We start from the raw sequence: 18757 nt of genomic DNA, 5'->3' as shown, positions 1-18757 counted from the left end.
CTGGTGAATCAGATCGTTGCGAGGATCTTTTCAAGTTCGTCGCGAATATCGGCAATGCTGCGGGTGGCGTCGATGACGCGGAAGCGGTGTGGCGACTGCGCGGCGCGGCGCAGATACTCGTCGCGGGTGCGCTGGAAGAACGCACGCGATTCCGCCTCGAACTTGTCCGGCGTGCGCGCGGCGGCCAGGCGGGCGCTGGCGGTCTCCAGCGGCACGTCGAACAGCAGTGTCAGGTCCGGCTGCAGGCTGCCCTGGACCCAGTTCTCCAGCACCTCGAGCCGCTCCGTGGCCAGGCCCCTGCCGCCGCCCTGGTAAGCGAAAGTGGCGTCGGTGAAGCGGTCGGAAATGACCCACTTGCCACGCTCCAGCGCCGGGGCGATGACTTCGGCGATATGCTCCCTGCGCGCCGCGAACATCAGCAGCGCCTCGGTCTCCAGGTGCATCTTGCGGTGCAGCAGGATCTGGCGCAGGTCTTCGCCGAGCGACGTGCCGCCGGGCTCGCGCGTGGTGACGACACCGGCGATGTCGGCGCGCGCGCGCAGGCGGTCGGCAACCCAGTCGATATGGGTGCTCTTGCCGGCGCCGTCGATGCCCTCGAAGGTAATGAATTTTCCGCGCATGGAATGCCTATTTGCCGCGCTGGTACTTGTCGACCGCGCGGTTGTGTTCGGGTAGCGAGTTGGAGAAATGGCTGCTGCCGTCGCCGCGGGCGACGAAGTACAGTGCGTCGGACGGCGCCGGCGTGGTCGCCGCGGCCAGCGAGGCCAGCCCCGGAAGCGCGATGGGCGTCGGCGGCAGGCCGGTGCGGGTGTAGGTATTGTACGGGGTGTCCGTCTGCAGGTCGCGCTTGCGCAGGTCGCCGTCGAAGGCCTCGCCCAGGCCGTAGATCACGGTCGGGTCGGTCTGCAGCAGCATGTTCTTGCGCAGCCGGTTGATAAACACCGCGGCGATCATCGGGCGCTCGGCGGCCTGGCCGGTCTCCTTTTCGACGATCGACGCCATCACCAGGGCCTCATACGGAGTCTTGTACGGCAGGTCGGGCGAGCGCGCGTTCCAGGCCTCGTTGAGGCGCCGCTGCATGGCGCGGTAGGCGTGCTTGTACAGCTCGAGGTCGCTGCTGCCGCGCGCGAACAGGTAGGTGTCGGGAAAGAACAGCCCCTCGGGCGAAGCCTCGGGCGCGCCGATGGCTTTCATCAGTTCGGCGTCGGACATGCCGCGGGTGTCGTGTCGCAGCGCCGGGCTGGCGTCGACCGCCGCGCGCATCTTGCGGAATTCCCAGCCCTCGATCACCGTGACCACGTAGTGCGTGACCTCGCCGCGGGCGAGCTTGCCGAGGATCGACAGCGGCGTCGCGCCGGTTTCGAATGCATAGCCGCCGGCCTTGAGGTCCGCGCCGCGGCCGGTCAGCCGCGCCAGCAGCACGAACAGCCGCGGGTCCATGCCCACGCCGCCGCGCTGGATCTGCCGGCCGACGCTGGCCACGCCGGAATTGGGCTTGATCACCACTTCCACCGGCGACCTGCCAAGCGACACCGGGTGATTGGCCCACCACGCGAAGCCGCCCGCAGCCGCCAGCGCGAACACCAGCACGGCGAGGCCGAGGCCAAGGAATAAACGTTTCATGTATCAGGTATGGGGACCGGTGCCGGGCGCCCGCCGGCGGACTGGCATGCCGCCGCGGACCACCGGCGCCGGCCGAAAATCTCGTAGCCCCATATAATAACCGGCAGCCTGGCCCCGACCGTGAGCCGTGGCGCCGGCGCCTCCCGCAGGCCAGGCGCCGCGCACCCCTCGGAGCCGGAATTCTTCCCCCGATTTGCCTTTGACGATTGCCTCGCAATGCCAGCATTGAATCCCCAAGCCCAGGAACTCGCCGCAGGCCTTGACGCGCTGACCGCCGGCGGCGTGGTCTGCACTCCGGCCGGGCTCGGCCTCGTCCGCGTGGCGGGCGACGATGCCGCCAGCTTCCTGCATACCCAGCTGACCAACGCGGTCGACGACCTGGCGCCGGGCACGGCGCGCCTGGCGGGCTACTGCTCGCCTAAGGGCCGGCTGCTGGCGACCTTCCTGATGTGGCGCGACGCCGACGGCATCGTGCTGCAGCTGTCGGCCGAAATCCAGGCCGCGGTACAGAAGCGGCTGTCGATGTTCGTGCTGCGCGCCAAGGCCAAACTGTCCGATATCACCCCGGCCCACGCCATCCTCGGCGTGGCCGGCGCCGGCGCCTCCCAGGCGCTGGGCGCGGCCGGCCTGCCCGCGCCCGAAGCCCCCTTTGCCGTGGCCGGGGCCGATGGCGTCACCGTGATCCGCCTGCCGGACAGTGCCGGACAGCCGCGCTGGCAGCTGGTGCTGCCGGCCGAACGCGCCGACGCCGTGCGCGCGGCGCTGTCCGCCACGCTGACAGGCGCCGCGCCGGCGTTGTGGGACTGGCTCGAGGTGCAATCCGGCCTGCCCCGCATCGTCGCGGCCACGCAGGAGCAGTTCGTGCCGCAGATGATCAATTTCGAGCTGGTCGGCGGCGTCAATTTCCGCAAGGGCTGCTATCCGGGCCAGGAAGTGGTGGCGCGCAGTCAGTACCGCGGCACCCTCAAGCGGCGCATGTGGCTGGTGCAGGGCGAAGGCGAGGTGCCGGCTCCCGCGGCCGAGATCTATCGTCCTGAGGACCCGGGCCAGCCCTGCGGCATGATCGTCAATGCCGCGCCCGCACCGGATGGCGGCTGGGCCGGGCTGGCCGAACTGAAGATCGACGCTGCTGGCAGCGCACTGCGCCTGGGCAGCGCCGAGGGTGCGGCCGTGGCCACCGCCAACCTCCCCTACGACGTGCCGCTCGGGGATGCCGGCCCGGCCGCCCGGGCCGCCGGCTGATTGCCACAGGACCTGCCATGAGCGATCACCTCTACGTCTATTTCCGTGTTCCGGAAGCCGTCGCCGCCGAGGCGCTGCCGCACTGGCACCGCTGGATGGAAACGGTCGCCGAAGCCACCGGAATTGGTGGTACGCTGATGCGCAGGCCGGAAACCCGCGCCGGCGTGCAAACGTGGATGGAGTGCTACGCCGACGTGCCGCCCGCGTTCGATGCCACGCTCGAAGGGCTGTGGCGCCAGAGCGGGCTGGACCAGTGGGTCGAAGGCGAGCGGCGCGCCGAACACTTTATCGACCTGGACGTGCTGTAGGCGCCTTCGCAGAGGTCGTGCGGGCACCGTCGGACTGAAGTACGTGGGACACCGCTGACGCGGCCAGCCCCCGCGGCAAAGGAAGCCAAACGATGTGTCTGATCCTGGTTGGCTGGCAATCGCACCCGGACTATGCCCTGGTGGTGGCCGGCAACCGCGATGAATTCTATGCCCGCCCCGCGGCGGCCGCGCACTGGTGGCAGGATGCGCCGCAGGTGCTGGGCGGCCGCGACCTCGCCGAGGTGATCGGCGAACCCGGCACCTGGATGGGGGTCAATGCCGAGGGCCGCTTCGCCGCGCTGACCAACTACCGCGCCCCGTCCGAAAAACGCACCGACGCCCGTTCCCGCGGCGAGCTGGTGGCCGGCTTCCTGCGCGGCCACGCGGCGCCCTTCGACTACCTCGACCGTCTTGCCGGCGAAGACGGCGCCTACAACGGCTTCAACCTGCTGGCGAGCGACCTGCGCGAACTGTGGTGGTACAGCAACCGCTCGGCGTCGCGCCAGCCGCAACGGCTGCGTCCCGGCCTGTACGGATTGTCCAACGCGCTGCTCGATACGCCCTGGCCCAAGGTGCGCAGCCGCGTCGGGGCGCTCGCCGAAGTGCTGGCGGCGGACAGCGGCCAGGCCAACGCCAGCGCCGAGCCGTACCTGCAGATGCTGGCCGACGAACGCCAGGCCGCCGATTTCGAGCTGCCGTCCACGGGCGTGGCGCCGGACTGGGAAAAGCTGCTGTCGTCGGCCTTTATCCGCTCGCCGATGTATGGCACGCGCGCCAGCACGGTACTGCGCATACGCCACGACGGGCGCTTCGACCTGAACGAGCGCAGCTTCGACGCCGATGGCCGCATCGGCGACGTGGCCTATCACGGCACGCTGAACCTGTCGCGCGACACCGGCATCGTGCAGGCGCCGCGCTGACGGCCGGGCCTCAACCGGCCAGGCGCTTGCGCATCTCCACGTGCGGGATGCCCGCCTCTTCGAATTCCGGCCCCACCTGCGCAAAGCCCACGCGCGCATAGAACGGCGCCGCGTGCGTCTGCGCGTTGAGCACCAGCTCCGGATAGCCCAGCTGCTCGGCCTTGCGCATCAGCGCCTCCAGCACCAGCGCGCCGACACCGCTGCCGCGCGCCGGCTTCAGCACGGCCATGCGGCCGATATGGCCGTCGGGCAGCAGCCGGCCGGTCGCCAGCGGCGTGCCGTCCGCGGCCAGCGCCAGCGCATGCCAGCTGGGTTCGTCCCATTCGTCCCACTCCAGTTCCACCGGCACGCCCTGCTCCTCGACAAAGACGGCGTAGCGGATGGCGCGCGCGCGATCGCGGGCTTCGGACCAGGGGCAGATCAGGACGGTGGCGGACATGGCGGAGAAAACGGGAAGGTGGAAATGCAGCGCGCCCCTGCCACGAGCACGGGCGGGCGCCAATGATACGCCAGGCTCGCGCGCCCCGCAGCCGCACCAATGCGGAGCCTTGGCCGCACCGTACGCGGCCATTTGCACCATATCAGGGTTTACCTGGGGTCGGCAGCCGTATAGCAAATTTGTATGATGACCTGATTACCGAATGACCTGGGAAGCTGCCGTGTTCCAGAAAGTCCCTGCCCGCGCCCTCACCGACAACGTTGCCGAACAGCTGCTGGACAAGATCCAGAGCGGGGCCTTTGCCCGCGGCGACAAGCTGCCCACCGAGGCGGTGCTGTCCGAAGAATTCGGCGTCAGCCGCACCGTGGTGCGCGAGGCCATCTCGCGGCTGAAGTACGAAGGCGTGGTCGAGTCGCGCCAGGGCAGCGGCGTGTTCGTGACGCTGCAGGCAGGCATCCGGCCGCTGCGCATCGACTACACCGACACCGGCGCGCTGGAATCGGTGCTGCAGATCGTCGAGCTGCGCCGCGCGATCGAAGCCGAGGTCGCCGCGCAGGCGGCGCGACGCCGCAGCGATGCCTCGATGGCGGCCATCGACGCGGCGCTGGCCCGGCTGGACGACGTGGTGGCCCAGGGCGGCGACGGCGTCGCCGAGGACGTCGGCTTCCATCGCGCCATCGCCGAGGCGACCGGCAACCCCTATTTCCTCAAGACGCTGGAATTCCTGAGCCAGTACCTGGAAGCCGCCACGCGCGTGACCCGCACCAACGAAGCGCGGCGCGCGGATTTTTCGCGACAGGTGCGCGAGGAACACCAGGCCATCGTCGCCGCTATCCGCGCCGGCGACCCGCTCGCCGCGCGCAATGCCGCGCAGAACCACATGTACAACGCCGCGCACCGGCTGGCCCAGCTGGGCGCCGACGAGAGCGGCGGCCAGCACGGCGCCAGCAACTGACGCGCCGGCGCAAGCATCGAATCATCCGTATCTGTTTCAGGGAGTCCTTATGTCCAGGAATATCGGCGTCATCGGCCTTGGTGCCATGGGCTTTGGTGTCGCGCAGTCGCTGCTGCGGGCCGGTTTCAACGTGCACGCCTGCGACCTGCGCCCCGAGGTGCTGCAGCGCTTTGCCGACGCCGGCGGCGTGCCGTGCGGCTCGCCCGCCGAGCTGGGCAGCCGCTGCGACGTGGTGCTGACGCTGGTGGTCAACGCGCAGCAGACCGAGGCCGTGCTGTTCGGCGCCAATGGTGCCGTGGCCGGGATGCAGCCCGGCAAGCTGGTGATCGCCAGCGCCACGGTGCCGCCGGGCTTTGCCGAGACCCTGGGACAGCGCCTCGCCGAAAAGGGCCTGCTGATGCTGGACGCGCCGGTCTCCGGCGGCGCCGCGCGCGCCGCCAGCGGCGAAATGACCATGATGACCTCCGGCCCCGCCGAAGCCTATGCGCTGGCCGAAGACGTGCTGGCCGCCATCGCCGGCAAGGTCTACCGCCTGGGCGCCGCGCACGGCGCCGGCTCCAAGGTCAAGATCATCAACCAGTTGCTGGCCGGCGTGCATATCGCAGCCGCGGCCGAGGCGATGGCGCTCGGCATGCGGGAAGGCGTGGACCCGGACGCGCTCTATGACGTGATCACGCACAGCGCCGGCAATTCGTGGATGTTCGAGAACCGCGTGCCCCATATCCTGAAGGGCGACTACACGCCGCTGTCGGCAGTCGACATCTTCGTCAAGGACCTGGGCATGGTGCTCGACACCGCGCGCACCAGCAAATTCCCGCTGCCGCTGTCGGCCGCCGCGCACCAGATGTTCATGATGGCCTCCACCGCCGGCCACGGCGGCGAAGACGATTCGGCCGTGATCAAGATCTTCCCGGGCATCGAGCTGCCGGGCAAGGCCGAGTAAGGAGCACAGACGATGACCGCGCTCCTTGGCTGCATCGCCGACGACTTTACCGGCGCCACCGATCTCGCCAACACGCTGGTGCGCAATGGCATGCGCACCGTGCAGACCATCGGCGTGCCCGAATCCGTGGCCGATATCGGCGCGGCCGACGCGCTGGTAGTCGCGCTGAAATCGCGCACCATCCCCGCCGCCGAAGCCGTGGCGCAGTCGCTGGCCGCGCTGGAATGGCTGCGCGCGCAGGGCTGCCGCCAGTTCGTGTTCAAGTACTGCTCGACCTTCGATTCGACCGATGCCGGCAATATCGGCCCGGTCGCCGAAGCGCTGCTGAACGCGCTGGACAGCGATTTCACCATCGCCTGCCCGGCCTTCCCCGAGAACGGCCGCACCATCTTCCGCGGCCACCTGTTCGTGGGCGATGCGCTGCTCAACGAGTCGGGCATGGAACACCATCCGCTGACACCGATGACCGATGCCAGCCTGGTGCGCGTGCTGCAGCGCCAGAGCCGGAGCAAGGTCGGCCTGCTGCGCTACGACGCCGTGGCGCGCGGCGCGCAGGCCACGGCCGACCGCATCGCGTCGCTGCGCACCGAGGGCGTGCGGCTGGCGATTGCCGATGCGGTGTCTGACGCCGACCTGTTCACGCTGGGCGAAGCCTGCGCCGGCCTGCCGCTGATCACCGGCGGCTCGGGCATCGCGCTCGGCCTGCCGGAGAATTTCCGCCGCGCCGGCCTGCTGCCGCAGCGTGGCGATGCCAACGCGGTCCCCGCCGTCGACGGCCCGGGCGTGGTGCTGGCCGGCAGCGCCTCGCGCGCGACCAACGGGCAAGTGGCCCGCTGGCTGGAGCAAGGCCGCCCGGCGCTGCGCATCGACCCGCTCGCGCTGGCGCGCGGCGAAGCCGTGGCCGACGCCGCGCTGGACTTCGCCGCCGCGCACGACGAGCCGGTGCTGGTCTACGCCACGTCCAGCCCCGACGAGGTCAAGGCCGTGCAGGCCGAACTGGGCGTGGAGCGCGCCGGCCACCTGGTCGAGCAGTGCCTGGCCACCGTCGCCGCCGGCCTGCTGGCACGCGGCACGCGCCGCTTTGTCGTCGCCGGCGGCGAGACCTCCGGCGCCGTGGTGCAGGCGCTGAACGTCAGGGCGCTGCGCATTGGCACGCAGATCGCCCCCGGCGTGCCGGCCACGGTCACGCTCGGCGCCACGCCGCTGGCGCTGGCGCTCAAGTCGGGTAATTTCGGCGGCCCGGACTTCTTCGACGAAGCGCTGCGCCAGCTGGGAGGCCAGTGATGAGCACCGAAAGCAAGCTGCGCGAAGAGATCTGCCGCATCGGCGCCAGCCTCTACCAGCGCGGCTATACCGTCGGCTCGGCCGGCAATATCAGCGCGCGGCTGGATGACGGCTGGCTGATCACCCCGACCGATGCCTGCCTGGGCATGATGGACCCGGCCGCGGTCGCCAGGGTCGCCGCCGACGGCACCTGGGTGTCGGGCGACAAGCCGTCAAAGACGCTGACGCTGCATCGCGCAATCTATGACAACAACCCCGGGGCGCACGCCGTGGTGCACACGCACTCGACGCACCTCGTGGCCCTGACGCTGGCCGGTGTCTGGCAACCGGACGACGTACTGCCGCCGCTCACGCCCTACTACGTGATGAAGGTCGGCCATATCCCGCTGATTCCCTATCACCGGCCCGGCGATCCCGCGGTCGCCGCGCGCGTGGCCACGCTGGCCGCGCAGGTGCGCGGCGTGCTGCTGGAGCGCCTCGGCCCGGTGGTGTGGGAGTCCAGCGTCTCGCGCGCCGCGTTCGCGCTGGAAGAACTGGAGGAGACCGCCAAGCTATGGATGATGATGAAGGACACGCCGGGCTTCGCCGCCCGCGCGGCGCTGCCCGACGGCGCACTGGCTGAGTTGCGCGACGCCTTCCAGGCGCGCTGGTAGCACAGCCACCCGTTTTTCCGACTGACCACGGCCATACGGACCTGACCGGCGCGGTTGCCTTGCGGCCACCGTGCGGGGCACGCGCATGCCTGCGCTTCGCATAGCCGGCACACATTACTAGACCAGACTCACCCTACCCGGAGACCACCGATGCCATCCAACCAACCGGCGGCCAGCGTGCCCGCCTTCGACAGCCTGGGCGGCAACGCCCGGCTCGACACCGACACCCAGATCGAGAAACGCGCCTACAGCAAGGTGTTCTGGCGCATCATGCCGTTCCTGATGCTGTGCTACGTGGTCGCCTACCTCGACCGCGTCAACGTCGGCTTTGCCAAGCTGCAGATGGGCCAGGACCTGGCCTTTTCCGAGACCGTGTTCGGCCTGGGCGCCGGCCTGTTCTTCATCGGCTATTTCCTGTTCGAGGTGCCCAGCAACCTGCTGATGCACAAGATCGGCGCGCGCATCTGGATCGCGCGCATCATGATCACGTGGGGCATCATCTCGGCGCTGTTCCTGTTCGTGAAGACGCCGACGCAGTTCTACGTGATGCGCTTCCTGCTCGGCCTGGCCGAGGCGGGCTTCTACCCCGGCGTGATCCTGTACCTGACCTACTGGTACCCGGCCAACCGCCGCGCCAAGATGATCGCGCTGTTCATGTCGGGCATCCCGGTCGCGGGCATGTTCGGCAACCCGCTGTCTGGCTGGATCATGGACGCCTTCAACGGCACGCATGGCATGAGCGGCTGGCAATGGATGTTCCTGCTCGAAGCCCTGCCCGCACTGGTGATCGGCGTGGTGACGATCTTCGTGCTGCGCGACGGCATCGACAAGGCACCGTGGCTCAGCGCCGATGAAAAGCGCGTGCTCAAGCGCAACATCGACGAAGACCAGCAGAAGGCCGGTGCGGCCGCCGGCCAGTCGCACGGGCATTCGCTGGGCGCCGTGTTCAGCGACCGCCGCGTGTGGTGGATGTGCCTGATCTACTTCTGCTTCGTCACCGGCCAGTACGCGCTGACGTTCTGGATGCCCACGCTGGTCAAGGCCAGCGGCGTGACCGGCAACCTGAAGATCGGCCTGCTGTCGGCGATCCCGTTCATCTGCGCCATCGTCGTCATGAACATCCTCGGCCACAGCGCCGATGCGCGCCAGGAGCGCCGCTGGCACCTGATCGTGCCGGCGCTGATGGGTGCGGTGGGCTTTGCCATTGCCGCCTCGTTCACCAACAATACGACCGTGTCGATCGCCGCGCTGTCGCTGGCCGCCGCCGGGGTGCTGACCTGCGCGCCGCTGTTCTGGTCGCTGCCTACCGCGTTCCTGTCGGGCATTGCCGCCGCTTCCGGCATTGCCGTGGTGAACTCGGTCGGCAACCTGGCCGGCTTCGTCTCGCCCTACATGGTCGGCGCGCTGAAGGACCTGACGCACAGCACGCAGCTGCCGATGTACGTGCTGTCCGCGATCCTGGTGGTGGGCGCCGTGCTGGTATGGCTGACGCCGGCTAAACTGGTCAACCGCTGATATCCGGCCGGGGCGGTCGCGCTGACCGCGACCGGCCCGGCTTCGTCCTACGCTCTGGAGTTCCCATGCCGCGCTTCGCCGCAAATCTCTCGATGATGTACAACGAGCACGCTTTCCTGGATCGCTTCGCCGCTGCGGCGGCGGACGGCTTCCAGGCGGTGGAGTACCTGTTCCCGTACGAGCATCCCGCCGCCGAGCTGCGCGCGCGCCTCGACGCGAACGGTCTCACCCAGGCGCTGTTCAATGCCCCGCCGGGTGACTGGGCTGCGGGCGAGCGTGGCCTGGCGTCGCTGCCGGGGCGCGAGGCCGAATTCCGCGACGCCATCGGGCGCGCGCTGGAGTACGCCGGCGTGATCGGCAATGACCGCGTGCATGTGATGGCAGGCCTGGTGCCGGCCGATGCCGACCGCGCGCGCTACCGCGCCACCTACCTGGAAAACGTCGCTTATGCCGCGAAGGCGGCCGCCGCGCAGGGCGTGACCATCGTGCTGGAGCCGATCAACACGCGCGACATGCCGGGCTATTTCCTGAACCGCCAGGACGACGCGCAGGCGATCTGCAAGGAAGCCGGCGCGGCCAACCTGAAGGTGCAGTTCGACTGCTATCACTGCCAGATCGTCGAGGGCGATATCGCGATGAAGCTCAGGCGCGACATGGCCGGCATCGGCCATATCCAGATCGCCGGCGTGCCCGAGCGCCATGAGCCGGACCTCGGCGAGCTGAACTACCCGTACCTGTTCGACCTGATCGACTCGCTCGGCTACCAGGGCTGGATCGGTTGCGAATACCGTCCGCGCGCCGGCACGTCCGAAGGACTGGGCTGGCTCAAGCCCTACCTCGGCCGCTGATTGCAGAACCACCACAGATCTCTTGCCATGAACGTACTGATTACCGGCGGCGCCGGCTTCCTCGGCCTGCAACTCGCCCGCCTGCTGCTGCAACGCGGCACCCTGAACCTCGACGGCAAGGCGGTCGCCTTCGACCGCCTGACGCTGCTCGACGTGGTCGCGCCGCAAGGGCTGGACGATGCGCGCGTGCGCGTGGTCACCGGCGACCTGTCCGATCCCGCGGTGTTGCGCCAGGCCATCGACCAGGACACCGGCGTCGTGTTCCACCTCGCCGCCGTGGTCAGCGGCCAGGCCGAGGCGGATTTCGAGCTGGGCATGCGCGTCAACCTCGACGCCTCGCGCGCGCTGCTCGAAACTTGCCGCGAACTGGGCCACAAGCCGCGCGTGCTGTTCACCAGCTCGGTCGCGGTCTATGGCGGCGAACTGCCGCCGGTGGTGCAGGACGACACCGCGCTGAACCCGCAATCGTCGTACGGCGTGCAGAAGGCGATCGGCGAACTGCTGCTGTCCGATTACAGCCGCCGCGGCTTCGTCGACGGCCGCGTGCTGCGCCTGCCGACCATCAGCGTGCGCCCGGGCAAGCCCAATGCGGCGGCCTCGTCGTTCGCCAGCGGCATCATCCGCGAGCCGCTCTCGGGCGTGGCAGCGAACTGCCCGGTGGCACCGGAGACCAAACTGTGGCTGCTGTCGCCGCGCGCTGCGGTGGCGGCGCTGGTCAATGGCATCGAACTGGCAGGCGAACGGTTGGGCAACCGCCGCGTGGTCAACCTGCCGGGGCTGTCGGTCACGGCGGCGGGCATGGTGGATGCACTGCGCCGCGTCGCCGGCGATGCAGTGGCGGACCTGGTGACGTGGGAACGCGAAGAACGCGTCGAGAAAATCGTCGGCACGTGGCCGGCGGCGTGGAATGCGGAACGGGCCTTGTCGCTGGGGTTCGAGAGCGATGCCAGCTTTGATGCGGTGATCTGGGCTTATATGGAGGATGCGGGGGTGGCTAAGTAAGCCCACTGCCCTTCGCATTGGCGACCGCTTTTCATTGACTGAGAGCCGGTCCCCTCTCCCGCTTGCGGGAGAGGGCTAGGGAGAGGGCAAGACTTTCGTGCCCTTACGCGCCCTGTCGCAAGGCACACGCCTGCCCTCTCCCCCGCCCCTCTCCCGCAAGCGGGAGAGGGGAGCAACCCAGCGGGAATCGAGGCGTCTTCGCCATCATCCCGCCGGCTTCACCACTTCATACCCCTCGATAATCTCCCGCACCACCCCCGGGATCGGCGCCGACTTCTGCGTCGCCGGATCCGCGCACACATAGACGATTTCACCGGTGATCAGGTGCTCGTCGCCCCGGTACATCTCCACGCGGAACAACATGCTGGACCGCCCCAGCCGTGCCATGCGGCCGCGGATATCGAGCTGATCGTCAAAGCGCGCCGACGCGTGGTACTCCAGCGTGGACTTGACCACGAAGATGTCGACCCCGTGCGCGTGCAGCACGTCTTCCGGATATCGGATGCCCAGCGCACGCCAGTACTCGGTCACGCAGATATCGCAATACGTCAGGTAGTGCGCATTGAAGACGATCGATTGCGGATCGACTTCGGACCAGCGCACGCGCAGCGGGATGGTGTGGCGGAACGCCTCTTTGGCCATTGACGTGGTCTCCCTGGTGGTTTGTCGGGGCAATGCAAAGCATCAGGCCGCTGCGCCTGCCGGCGCCGGGCCGGCAGGCGCGGCGGCCTGGCTGGACGCAAGCGGCGCTGGCTTACTGCGGCTTGGCCAGCCCCAGCTTCTCGATGATGGCCTTTTCCTTCTTGACGGTGTCCGCCGCGAACTGCGCGTACTGCTGGGTGTTCATGTAGAACGGCTCCATGTCGAACTTGGCCAGCGACTCGCGGTAGTTGGGCATTTCCATCGCCTTCTTGAAGGCGTCATGCAGCTTCTGCACGATCTTCGGGTCGGTGCCCTTGGGCGCGACCAGGCCGAACGGCGAGGTCTGCACGATGCCCATGCCCAGTTCCTTCAGCGTCGGCACGTTGGGGAAGCGCGCCGAGCGCTTCTCGCCCCAGGTCGACAGCAGGCGCAGCTTGCCCTGTTCCACGTACGGCGCCCACGCCGGCGTGTCGGCCACCGACATCACGTGGCCGCCCAGCAGCGCCTGCATCGATTCCGAATTGCCCTTGTAGGGGATGTGCGAAAACTGCACGCCCTGCTTCATGGCCAGTTCTTCCATGGTCAGGTGCAGCGTCGTCATCGAGCCCGGCGAGCCGTAGGTGAGCTTGCCCGGGTTGGCCTTGGCGTAGGCAATGTAGTCCTGCATGGTCTTGATCGGCGAATCGGCCGGCACCACCAGGCCGAACGAGTAGCCGGCAAGGTTGATGATGTAGCTCAGGTCCTTGACCGGGTCCCAGTTGATCTTGGTGGTGTACGGCAGGCGGTAGACCGGCATGGCGACCTGCGCCAGCGTATAGCCGTCGGGCGCGGTGCTCTGCATCATCTGCGCCGGCAGCACGCCGCCGGCACCGGGCTTGTTCTCGACGATCACCGGCTGGCCCAGGATCTTCGAGGCGTTGTCGGCCAGCACGCGGAACGGGATATCCGTGGAGCCGCCGGCGGTGTAGCCGATCACCAGCCGGATCGGGCGCTGCGGGAACTTGTCGGCCTGGGCCTGGGCGGGCATGGCGGCAAGACCGAGGGCCGCGGCGGTGGCGGCGATGCCCGCGCGGGCGATGAAGTGGCGGCGTTGCATTTGAATGTGTCTCCTAGTGCTGCAAATCACTGCTTGAAAAATACGCGGACCGGCGCGACCGCAAGGCAAAGCCTAGTCCTGCGAGGTGCCGAACGCGGTGCGCAGCGCGGCGACGGCATCGGCATGGGCCTGCGCCACCGCGGGCACGAACCGGCCCAGCTTGAAGAAATCATGGATCATGCCGGGGTAGTCGGCCAGCGTGGCGGCAACGCCGGCGGCGCGCAGCTTTTCGGCGTAGGCCACGCCCTCGTCATGCAGCGGGTCGTAGCCGGCCACGGCGATCCATGCCGGGCAGACCCCGTCCACTTTGGCGCCGGTGCCGCCGCCGTCCAGCGGGGCAAAGCGCCAGTCATCGCGGCTGGCATCCTGGTCCAGGTACTGCGCAAAGAACCAGCGGATCATGTCCGCCGTGAGCAGGTAGCCGTCGGCCAGCGCGCGGTGCGACGGCGTGTCTTGCCGTGCGCAGGTGCCCGGATAGACCAGCAGCTGCAGCACCGGCGCCAGCCCGGCATCGCGTGCCTCGACCGCGCAGGCCGCGGCCAGCGTGCCGCCGGCACTGTCGCCGCCCAGGCCGATGCGGGCCGGGTCGGCGCCGAGCTTGTCGGCTTCGGCGAAGGCCCAGTGCAGCACGTCGAAGGCGTCGTTGACCGCGGTCGGGAAGCGCCACGCGGGCCCGAGCCGGTAATCCACCGACAGCACCATGCAGTCGGCCTTGCCGCACAGCAGGCGGCACAGCGGATCGTGAGAATCGATGCTGCCGACCGTGAAACCGCCGCCATGGAAATACACCAGCAGCGGCAGCGGCTCGATCCAGCTGGCTTCGCGCGGCGTGTACAGCCGCACCGGGATGGCGTGGCCGTCGCGAGCGGGCACCAGCAGGTCTTCCGCGGTATGCACCGGAGGCGGGTGGATGTCCAGGATCGGCGCGCTCTTCTCGTAAGCGATCTTGGCATCTTCCGGGGCCATGGCGTGGATCGGCGGCCGCTTTGCGCGCACGATCAAGGCCAGCAACGCGGCCATCTGCGGGTCCAGCGGACTGTCCGGCAGGCCTGGCGTGGCGGATGGGGAAGACGGTACGACAGACATAGGACGTGATGCGGCGCAAACCCCGGTGCAGGCCGCGCGCGCTGCGCTGGCGCGGGGTCGGCATCGGGAGAAGTTCGAATAGTGAACGATCGTTCGATTTTAGTATGATGCCAGATGTTTCCGACCCCGGGCAGTCCGAGATAACCCCGAAAAGTGCTACCCATCGTGCCACGCGGCAAGTTTTTGCGCGATGATCGGCTGGCAGCACGCCGAGGGGCGAGCGGAAACGATTGCGGCAGGTCCATTGAACCCCAGGACAGCGCACGGCGCCAGCCACAGGCCAGGCCCGTGACGACAAGGAATTCCAGCGCGAATTCCACTATTTCGCGGCAGATCCCAGCAGGAGACAAGCAAACATGGCGTTCATCTACTATCTGACCCACATTCACCTGGACTTCGGCGCGGTCAGCGTGCTGAAGTCGGAATGCGAGCGCATCGGCATCAGCCGGCCGCTGCTGGTCACGGACCAGGGCGTGGTCGCGGCTGGCGTGGCGCAGCGCGCCATCGACGCAATGCCGGGCCTGCCGGTGACGGTGTTCGACGAGACCCCGTCGAACCCGACCGAGGCCATGGTGCGCAAGGCCGCCGCGCAGTACCGCGAGCACGGTTGCGACGGCCTGGTGGCGGTGGGCGGCGGGTCATCGATCGACCTGGCCAAGGGCATCGCCATCCTGGCCACGCACGAGGGCGAGCTGACCACCTATGCCACCATCGAAGGCGGCAGCGGCAAGATCACCGACCGGGCCGCGCCGCTGATCGCGGTGCCCACCACGTCCGGCACCGGCAGCGAGGTCGCGCGCGGCGCCATCATCATCCTGGACGACGGCCGCAAGCTGGGCTTCCACTCGTGGCACCTGCTGCCCAAGTCCGCGGTGTGCGACCCCGAGCTGACGCTGGGCCTGCCCGCCGGCCTGACCGCCGCCACCGGCATGGACGCCATCGCCCACTGCATCGAGACCTTCCTGGCCCCTGCCTTCAACCCGCCCGCGGACGGCATCGCGCTGGACGGCCTGGAGCGCGGCTGGACCCATATCGAACGCGCCACCCGCGACGGCAAGGACCGCGACGCGCGCCTGAACATGATGAGCGCGTCGATGCAGGGCGCGATGGCGTTCCAGAAGGGACTGGGCTGCGTGCATTCGCTGTCGCACCCGCTCGGCGGACTGAAGATCGACGGCCGCACCGGCCTGCACCACGGCACGCTCAACGCGGTGGTGATGCCGGCGGTGCTGCGCTTCAATGCCGATGCGCCCACCGTGGTGCGCGACCACCGCTACGCGCGCCTGCGCCGCGCCATGCACCTGCCCGACGGCGCCGACCTGGCGCAGGCGGTGCACGACATGACCGCGCGCCTGGGCCTGCCCACCGGGCTGCGCCAGATGGGCGTCACCGAGGACATGTTCGACAAGGTGATCGCCGGCGCCCTGCGCGACCACTGCCACAAGACCAACCCGAAAGAAGCCAGCGCCGCGGATTATCGGCGTATGCTTGAGCAGTCCATGTAGCACACCGCGTAGCACCCAGCGGCTTCCCGCCGGTCGGACCGACCAAGCGGCCGTCCGGCGACCCTCCCTCCACAGCGCAGGAGACACCATGAGCGGCGAGCACTTGCAGGTAGTCCATGGCGACATCACCCGGATGGAAGTCGATGCCATCGTCAATGCGGCCAACAGCGGCCTGCTCGGCGGCGGCGGCGTCGACGGGGCCATCCACGGGGCCGGCGGCCCCGCCATCATGGAGGCCTGCCGCGCGATCCGCGACGCGCAGGGCGGCTGCCCCACCGGCGAGGCGGTGCTGACTACCGGCGGCCGCCTGCCGGCCCCGTACGTGATCCACGCGGTCGGGCCAGTGTGGCAAGGCGGGGGCCAGGGCGAGGAAGCGCAGCTCGCCAATGCCTACCGCAACAGCATCCGGCTGGCGGCGCAGCATCACCTGCGCACGCTGGCCTTCCCCAACATCAGCACCGGCATCTATGGCTTCCCGCGCGAACGCGCGGCCGATATCGCCATCGCCGCGGTGCGCGAGGCGCTGGCCACGGCGCCGGAGATCGAGCAGGTCACCTTCGTCTGCTTCGACGACGAGAACTACCGGCTTTACCGCGAGCGGCTGAGCTAAAGCCTGCATGCGGCGTAATGCCGTTCAGATAAGGCATCAAACACTACTGTCATTCCCGCGCAGGCGGGAATCCAGCGTCTTTCACGTCCCCTCGGGGAAAAAGTCACTGGGTTCCCGCCTGCGCGGGAACGACAGGGCAACTGAACGGCATTCCCGCATGTGGGCGCGCGATCAGCCCGGCAGCGCGCTGCGGATCAGCAGGTTGATCCGTTCCGGCTGCTCGTGGATCACCCAGTGGCTGCCTTCGGGGATGCGCTCCAGCCGCAGGTCGGGCACGAAATCGGCCAGGCCGTCCACCAGCGATTTCGGCAGCGCGCGGTCGCGCTCGCCCCACACCACCAGCGTCGGCACCCTGACCACGAAAGCGGCCGGGTCCAGCCGCGAAATGTCGGGCGGCGGCTCGCCCTCGCCCGGCGGATGCATCGGCGAAGCGCGGTAGAAATTGACGCCGCCGGTAAGCGGATGCACGCCGGCATCGTTGCCCTCGCCCGGCTGCGACCACGCCGCGTGGTACCTGGCGCGCGTCTCGGCGGTGTACCAGGCCGCCGGCTTGCCGTCGTCGTCGGACAGCATCCGGTCCAGCAGCGCGAAGTCGTTGGCCGCCAGCGCCTGTTCCGAGCCCGGCTTGCGCAGCCAGTTCATGTAGGCCGACGCGGCCTGCTGCGCCGGATCGGTGGCCAGCGCGCGTGCGAACAGGTAGGGGTGCGGCGAGTTGATGATGACCAGCTGGCGCACCAGCTGCGGGAACTGGATCGCCAGGTTCCAGCAGATCGCGCCGCCCCAGTCGTGCGCCACCACGATCGCCTGGTCATAGCCCAGCGCGCCGATGAACTGCACCAGGTCTTCGACGATATGGCGCGGCCGGTAGGCCTCTACCTCGCCGGGCTTGCTCGACAGGTTGAAGCCGCGCAGGTCGGGCGCGACGGCGAAGTGCGTGCGCCCGAACTCGGCCAGCTGCGCCTCCCATTCGAACCAGAATTCCGGAAAGCCGTGCACGAACAGCATCAGCGGCTTGCCGCGCTCGCCGGCGCTGGCGTAGTGCAGCCGGGTGCCATTGGGCAGCGTGGCGTACTGCAGGTGGCGGATCACGGCGGCGGGGGCTGCCATGTTGTTCTCCATATGCGGTCCTCCTCGTGGCGGCGTTGTGCAGGCGTGTGATCAGCCGCGCAGCGCGGCAACGAGGCCGGCGCGGACCTCGGGCTTGTCGGCAAACGGATCGCCGGGGTTGTGCTGCCCGACGATATCCTCGAAGCGCTGGCGCACGGGAGCGAGCGCCTGGGGGTGGGAATAAATATAGAAGCTTTCGTCGCGGATGGCATCGAACGTGATCCGAGCCACCTCCGCCGCGGTCACCTTGCCCGCGCCGACGGCCTTGTCCGACAAGGCCTGCGACACCAGCTGCGAGCGCGTCGGCGGCGCCTGGTTGGCCAGCTCGGCGGGCCGGTTGCGCTGCGACTGGCTGATGCCGGTCGGCACGAAATACGGGCACAGCACCGAGCAGCGCACCTGCTCCGTCACCAGCCCCAGGTCCTGGTACAGCGTTTCTGTCAGCGCCACCACCGCATGCTTGGATACGTTGTACACGCCCATCGCCGGCGGATTCAGCAAGCCCGCCATCGATGCGGTGTTGACGATATGCCCCTGGAACGCCGGGTCCTTCTCCGCGGCGGCCAGCATCAGCGGCGTGAAGATGCGCACGCCATGCACCACGCCGTACAGGTTGACGCCCAGCACCCATTCCCAGTCCTGCTGCGAGTTTTCCCAGATCAGGCCGCCCGCGCCGACGCCGGCATTGTTGAACAGCAGGTTGACCTGGCCGAAGGCCTCGATCGCGGCATCGGCCAGAGCCTGGACCTGCTCGGCGCGCGAGACGTCGGTGCGCAGGCCGATCACCGGCACGTTGCGCGCCTGGAATTCGGCGACGGTCGCGTCCAGCGCGTCTTCCTGCACGTCGGCCAGCACCAGCTTCATGCCGAGGTCGGCGGCGATGCGCGCAAATTCCTTGCCGAAGCCCGAAGCGCCGCCGGTAATGACGGCCACCCTGTTGGAGAAATCCTTCATGTCGTCTGTCCTGTCGCGTGAGTCA

General features: G+C 68.8%; 20 protein-coding genes. 12 read left to right on the top strand and 8 right to left on the bottom strand.

What is annotated here, in order from left to right; genetic code table 11:
• Positions 1-8 precede the first annotated feature (8 nt).
• Positions 9-620 (bottom strand): dTMP kinase, encoded by a 612-nt coding sequence (gene tmk, locus RALTA_RS07165; protein WP_012352767.1) that lies wholly within the window; start codon positions 618-620, stop codon positions 9-11.
• 7 nt (positions 621-627) lie between these two features.
• On the bottom strand, positions 628-1623 hold the full coding sequence (gene mltG, locus RALTA_RS07160; RefSeq protein WP_012352766.1) for an endolytic transglycosylase MltG: 996 nt from the start codon (positions 1621-1623) through the stop codon (positions 628-630).
• Between the two features lie 216 nt (positions 1624-1839).
• On the opposite strand from mltG, the gene ygfZ reads away from it, so the two are divergent.
• The 3 genes from ygfZ to RALTA_RS07145 all read left to right on the top strand — a co-directional run bounded on the left by ygfZ (position 1840) and on the right by RALTA_RS07145 (position 4093).
• Entirely contained in the window at positions 1840-2865 is a 1026-nt protein-coding gene (gene ygfZ / locus RALTA_RS07155) for a CAF17-like 4Fe-4S cluster assembly/insertion protein YgfZ (RefSeq protein ID WP_012352765.1), read from the top strand.
• A 17-nt stretch (positions 2866-2882) separates the two neighbouring features.
• Positions 2883-3173: a DUF4936 family protein gene (locus RALTA_RS07150; RefSeq protein ID WP_012352764.1), complete on the top strand. Its 291-nt coding sequence runs from the start codon at positions 2883-2885 to the stop codon at positions 3171-3173.
• A gap of 92 nt (positions 3174-3265) precedes the next feature.
• Positions 3266-4093, top strand: coding sequence for an NRDE family protein (locus RALTA_RS07145; RefSeq protein ID WP_012352763.1), 828 nt, complete (start codon positions 3266-3268; stop codon positions 4091-4093).
• 10 nt (positions 4094-4103) lie between these two features.
• Here RALTA_RS07145 and RALTA_RS07140 read toward each other — a convergent pair whose 3' ends face one another.
• Positions 4104-4532 carry a GNAT family N-acetyltransferase gene (locus tag RALTA_RS07140; RefSeq protein ID WP_012352762.1) on the bottom strand — a complete coding sequence of 143 codons (429 nt, stop codon included), beginning with the start codon at positions 4530-4532 and terminating at the stop codon, positions 4104-4106.
• 220 nt (positions 4533-4752) lie between these two features.
• Here RALTA_RS07140 and RALTA_RS07135 point away from each other — a divergent pair, with 220 nt between their 5' ends.
• From RALTA_RS07135 to denD, 7 genes are all read left to right on the top strand, one after another.
• Positions 4753-5487, top strand: a complete 735-nt coding sequence (locus RALTA_RS07135) for a FadR/GntR family transcriptional regulator (RefSeq protein ID WP_012352761.1) — start codon at positions 4753-4755, stop codon at positions 5485-5487.
• A gap of 49 nt (positions 5488-5536) precedes the next feature.
• Positions 5537-6430, top strand: coding sequence for an L-threonate dehydrogenase (gene ltnD, locus RALTA_RS07130; RefSeq protein WP_012352760.1), 894 nt, complete (start codon positions 5537-5539; stop codon positions 6428-6430).
• Positions 6431-6442: 12 nt separating this feature from the next.
• Complete coding sequence (gene otnK, locus RALTA_RS07125; protein WP_012352759.1) at positions 6443-7714, top strand: 3-oxo-tetronate kinase; 1272 nt, start codon at positions 6443-6445, stop codon at positions 7712-7714.
• Positions 7714-8367 carry a 3-oxo-tetronate 4-phosphate decarboxylase gene (otnC, locus tag RALTA_RS07120; protein ID WP_025585918.1) on the top strand — a complete coding sequence of 218 codons (654 nt, stop codon included), beginning with the start codon at positions 7714-7716 and terminating at the stop codon, positions 8365-8367. Before otnK ends, otnC begins: the two co-directional genes overlap by 1 nt.
• Before the next feature lie 150 nt (positions 8368-8517).
• Positions 8518-9882: an MFS transporter gene (locus RALTA_RS07115; protein WP_012352757.1), complete on the top strand. Its 1365-nt coding sequence runs from the start codon at positions 8518-8520 to the stop codon at positions 9880-9882.
• A 65-nt stretch (positions 9883-9947) separates the two neighbouring features.
• A complete protein-coding gene (otnI, locus tag RALTA_RS07110) occupies positions 9948-10730 on the top strand; it encodes a 2-oxo-tetronate isomerase (RefSeq protein ID WP_012352756.1) in 783 nt (260 codons plus the stop codon).
• A 27-nt stretch (positions 10731-10757) separates the two neighbouring features.
• Positions 10758-11732, top strand: coding sequence for a D-erythronate dehydrogenase (denD, locus tag RALTA_RS07105; protein ID WP_012352755.1), 975 nt, complete (start codon positions 10758-10760; stop codon positions 11730-11732).
• 204 nt (positions 11733-11936) lie between these two features.
• On the opposite strand, the gene RALTA_RS07100 is transcribed toward denD, so the two are convergent.
• The 3 genes from RALTA_RS07100 to RALTA_RS07090 all read right to left on the bottom strand — a co-directional run bounded on the left by RALTA_RS07100 (position 11937) and on the right by RALTA_RS07090 (position 14556).
• Positions 11937-12374 (bottom strand): YbgC/FadM family acyl-CoA thioesterase, encoded by a 438-nt coding sequence (locus tag RALTA_RS07100; protein ID WP_012352754.1) that lies wholly within the window; start codon positions 12372-12374, stop codon positions 11937-11939.
• A gap of 112 nt (positions 12375-12486) precedes the next feature.
• A complete protein-coding gene (locus tag RALTA_RS07095) occupies positions 12487-13470 on the bottom strand; it encodes a tripartite tricarboxylate transporter substrate binding protein (RefSeq protein WP_012352753.1) in 984 nt (327 codons plus the stop codon).
• A 72-nt stretch (positions 13471-13542) separates the two neighbouring features.
• Entirely contained in the window at positions 13543-14556 is a 1014-nt protein-coding gene (locus tag RALTA_RS07090; protein ID WP_012352752.1) for an alpha/beta hydrolase, read from the bottom strand.
• 356 nt (positions 14557-14912) lie between these two features.
• Here RALTA_RS07090 and RALTA_RS07085 point away from each other — a divergent pair, with 356 nt between their 5' ends.
• Together RALTA_RS07085 and RALTA_RS07080 are read left to right on the top strand one after the other, a co-directional pair.
• A complete protein-coding gene (locus RALTA_RS07085) occupies positions 14913-16061 on the top strand; it encodes an iron-containing alcohol dehydrogenase (RefSeq protein WP_012352751.1) in 1149 nt (382 codons plus the stop codon).
• An 88-nt stretch (positions 16062-16149) separates the two neighbouring features.
• On the top strand, positions 16150-16671 hold the full coding sequence (locus tag RALTA_RS07080) for an O-acetyl-ADP-ribose deacetylase (protein ID WP_012352750.1): 522 nt from the start codon (positions 16150-16152) through the stop codon (positions 16669-16671).
• A gap of 171 nt (positions 16672-16842) precedes the next feature.
• Here RALTA_RS07080 and RALTA_RS07075 read toward each other — a convergent pair whose 3' ends face one another.
• Positions 16843-17790: an alpha/beta fold hydrolase gene (locus tag RALTA_RS07075; RefSeq protein WP_012352749.1), complete on the bottom strand. Its 948-nt coding sequence runs from the start codon at positions 17788-17790 to the stop codon at positions 16843-16845.
• Positions 17791-17829: 39 nt separating this feature from the next.
• Complete coding sequence (locus RALTA_RS07070) at positions 17830-18732, bottom strand: SDR family oxidoreductase (protein ID WP_012352748.1); 903 nt, start codon at positions 18730-18732, stop codon at positions 17830-17832.
• Positions 18733-18757 lie beyond the last annotated feature (25 nt).

It is taken from the genome of Cupriavidus taiwanensis LMG 19424 (genome assembly GCF_000069785.1).
Taxonomy (GTDB): domain Bacteria; phylum Pseudomonadota; class Gammaproteobacteria; order Burkholderiales; family Burkholderiaceae; genus Cupriavidus; species Cupriavidus taiwanensis.
The sequence above is the reverse complement of the archived record's forward strand: the minus strand, read 5'-3'. Positions and strand labels throughout refer to the sequence as shown.

Coding starts and splice junctions, on each gene's coding strand:
- tmk (WP_012352767.1), bottom strand. CDS start 620: ATGCGCGGAAAATTCATTACCTTCGAGGGCATCGACGGCGCCGGCAAG.
- mltG (WP_012352766.1), bottom strand. CDS start 1,623: ATGAAACGTTTATTCCTTGGCCTCGGCCTCGCCGTGCTGGTGTTCGCG.
- ygfZ (WP_012352765.1), top strand. CDS start 1,840: ATGCCAGCATTGAATCCCCAAGCCCAGGAACTCGCCGCAGGCCTTGAC.
- RALTA_RS07150 (WP_012352764.1), top strand. CDS start 2,883: ATGAGCGATCACCTCTACGTCTATTTCCGTGTTCCGGAAGCCGTCGCC.
- RALTA_RS07145 (WP_012352763.1), top strand. CDS start 3,266: ATGTGTCTGATCCTGGTTGGCTGGCAATCGCACCCGGACTATGCCCTG.
- RALTA_RS07140 (WP_012352762.1), bottom strand. CDS start 4,532: ATGTCCGCCACCGTCCTGATCTGCCCCTGGTCCGAAGCCCGCGATCGC.
- ltnD (WP_012352760.1), top strand. CDS start 5,537: ATGTCCAGGAATATCGGCGTCATCGGCCTTGGTGCCATGGGCTTTGGT.
- otnK (WP_012352759.1), top strand. CDS start 6,443: ATGACCGCGCTCCTTGGCTGCATCGCCGACGACTTTACCGGCGCCACC.
- otnC (WP_025585918.1), top strand. CDS start 7,714: ATGAGCACCGAAAGCAAGCTGCGCGAAGAGATCTGCCGCATCGGCGCC.
- RALTA_RS07115 (WP_012352757.1), top strand. CDS start 8,518: ATGCCATCCAACCAACCGGCGGCCAGCGTGCCCGCCTTCGACAGCCTG.
- otnI (WP_012352756.1), top strand. CDS start 9,948: ATGCCGCGCTTCGCCGCAAATCTCTCGATGATGTACAACGAGCACGCT.
- denD (WP_012352755.1), top strand. CDS start 10,758: ATGAACGTACTGATTACCGGCGGCGCCGGCTTCCTCGGCCTGCAACTC.
- RALTA_RS07100 (WP_012352754.1), bottom strand. CDS start 12,374: ATGGCCAAAGAGGCGTTCCGCCACACCATCCCGCTGCGCGTGCGCTGG.
- RALTA_RS07095 (WP_012352753.1), bottom strand. CDS start 13,470: ATGCAACGCCGCCACTTCATCGCCCGCGCGGGCATCGCCGCCACCGCC.
- RALTA_RS07090 (WP_012352752.1), bottom strand. CDS start 14,556: ATGTCTGTCGTACCGTCTTCCCCATCCGCCACGCCAGGCCTGCCGGAC.
- RALTA_RS07085 (WP_012352751.1), top strand. CDS start 14,913: ATGGCGTTCATCTACTATCTGACCCACATTCACCTGGACTTCGGCGCG.
- RALTA_RS07080 (WP_012352750.1), top strand. CDS start 16,150: ATGAGCGGCGAGCACTTGCAGGTAGTCCATGGCGACATCACCCGGATG.
- RALTA_RS07075 (WP_012352749.1), bottom strand. CDS start 17,790: ATGGAGAACAACATGGCAGCCCCCGCCGCCGTGATCCGCCACCTGCAG.
- RALTA_RS07070 (WP_012352748.1), bottom strand. CDS start 18,732: ATGAAGGATTTCTCCAACAGGGTGGCCGTCATTACCGGCGGCGCTTCG.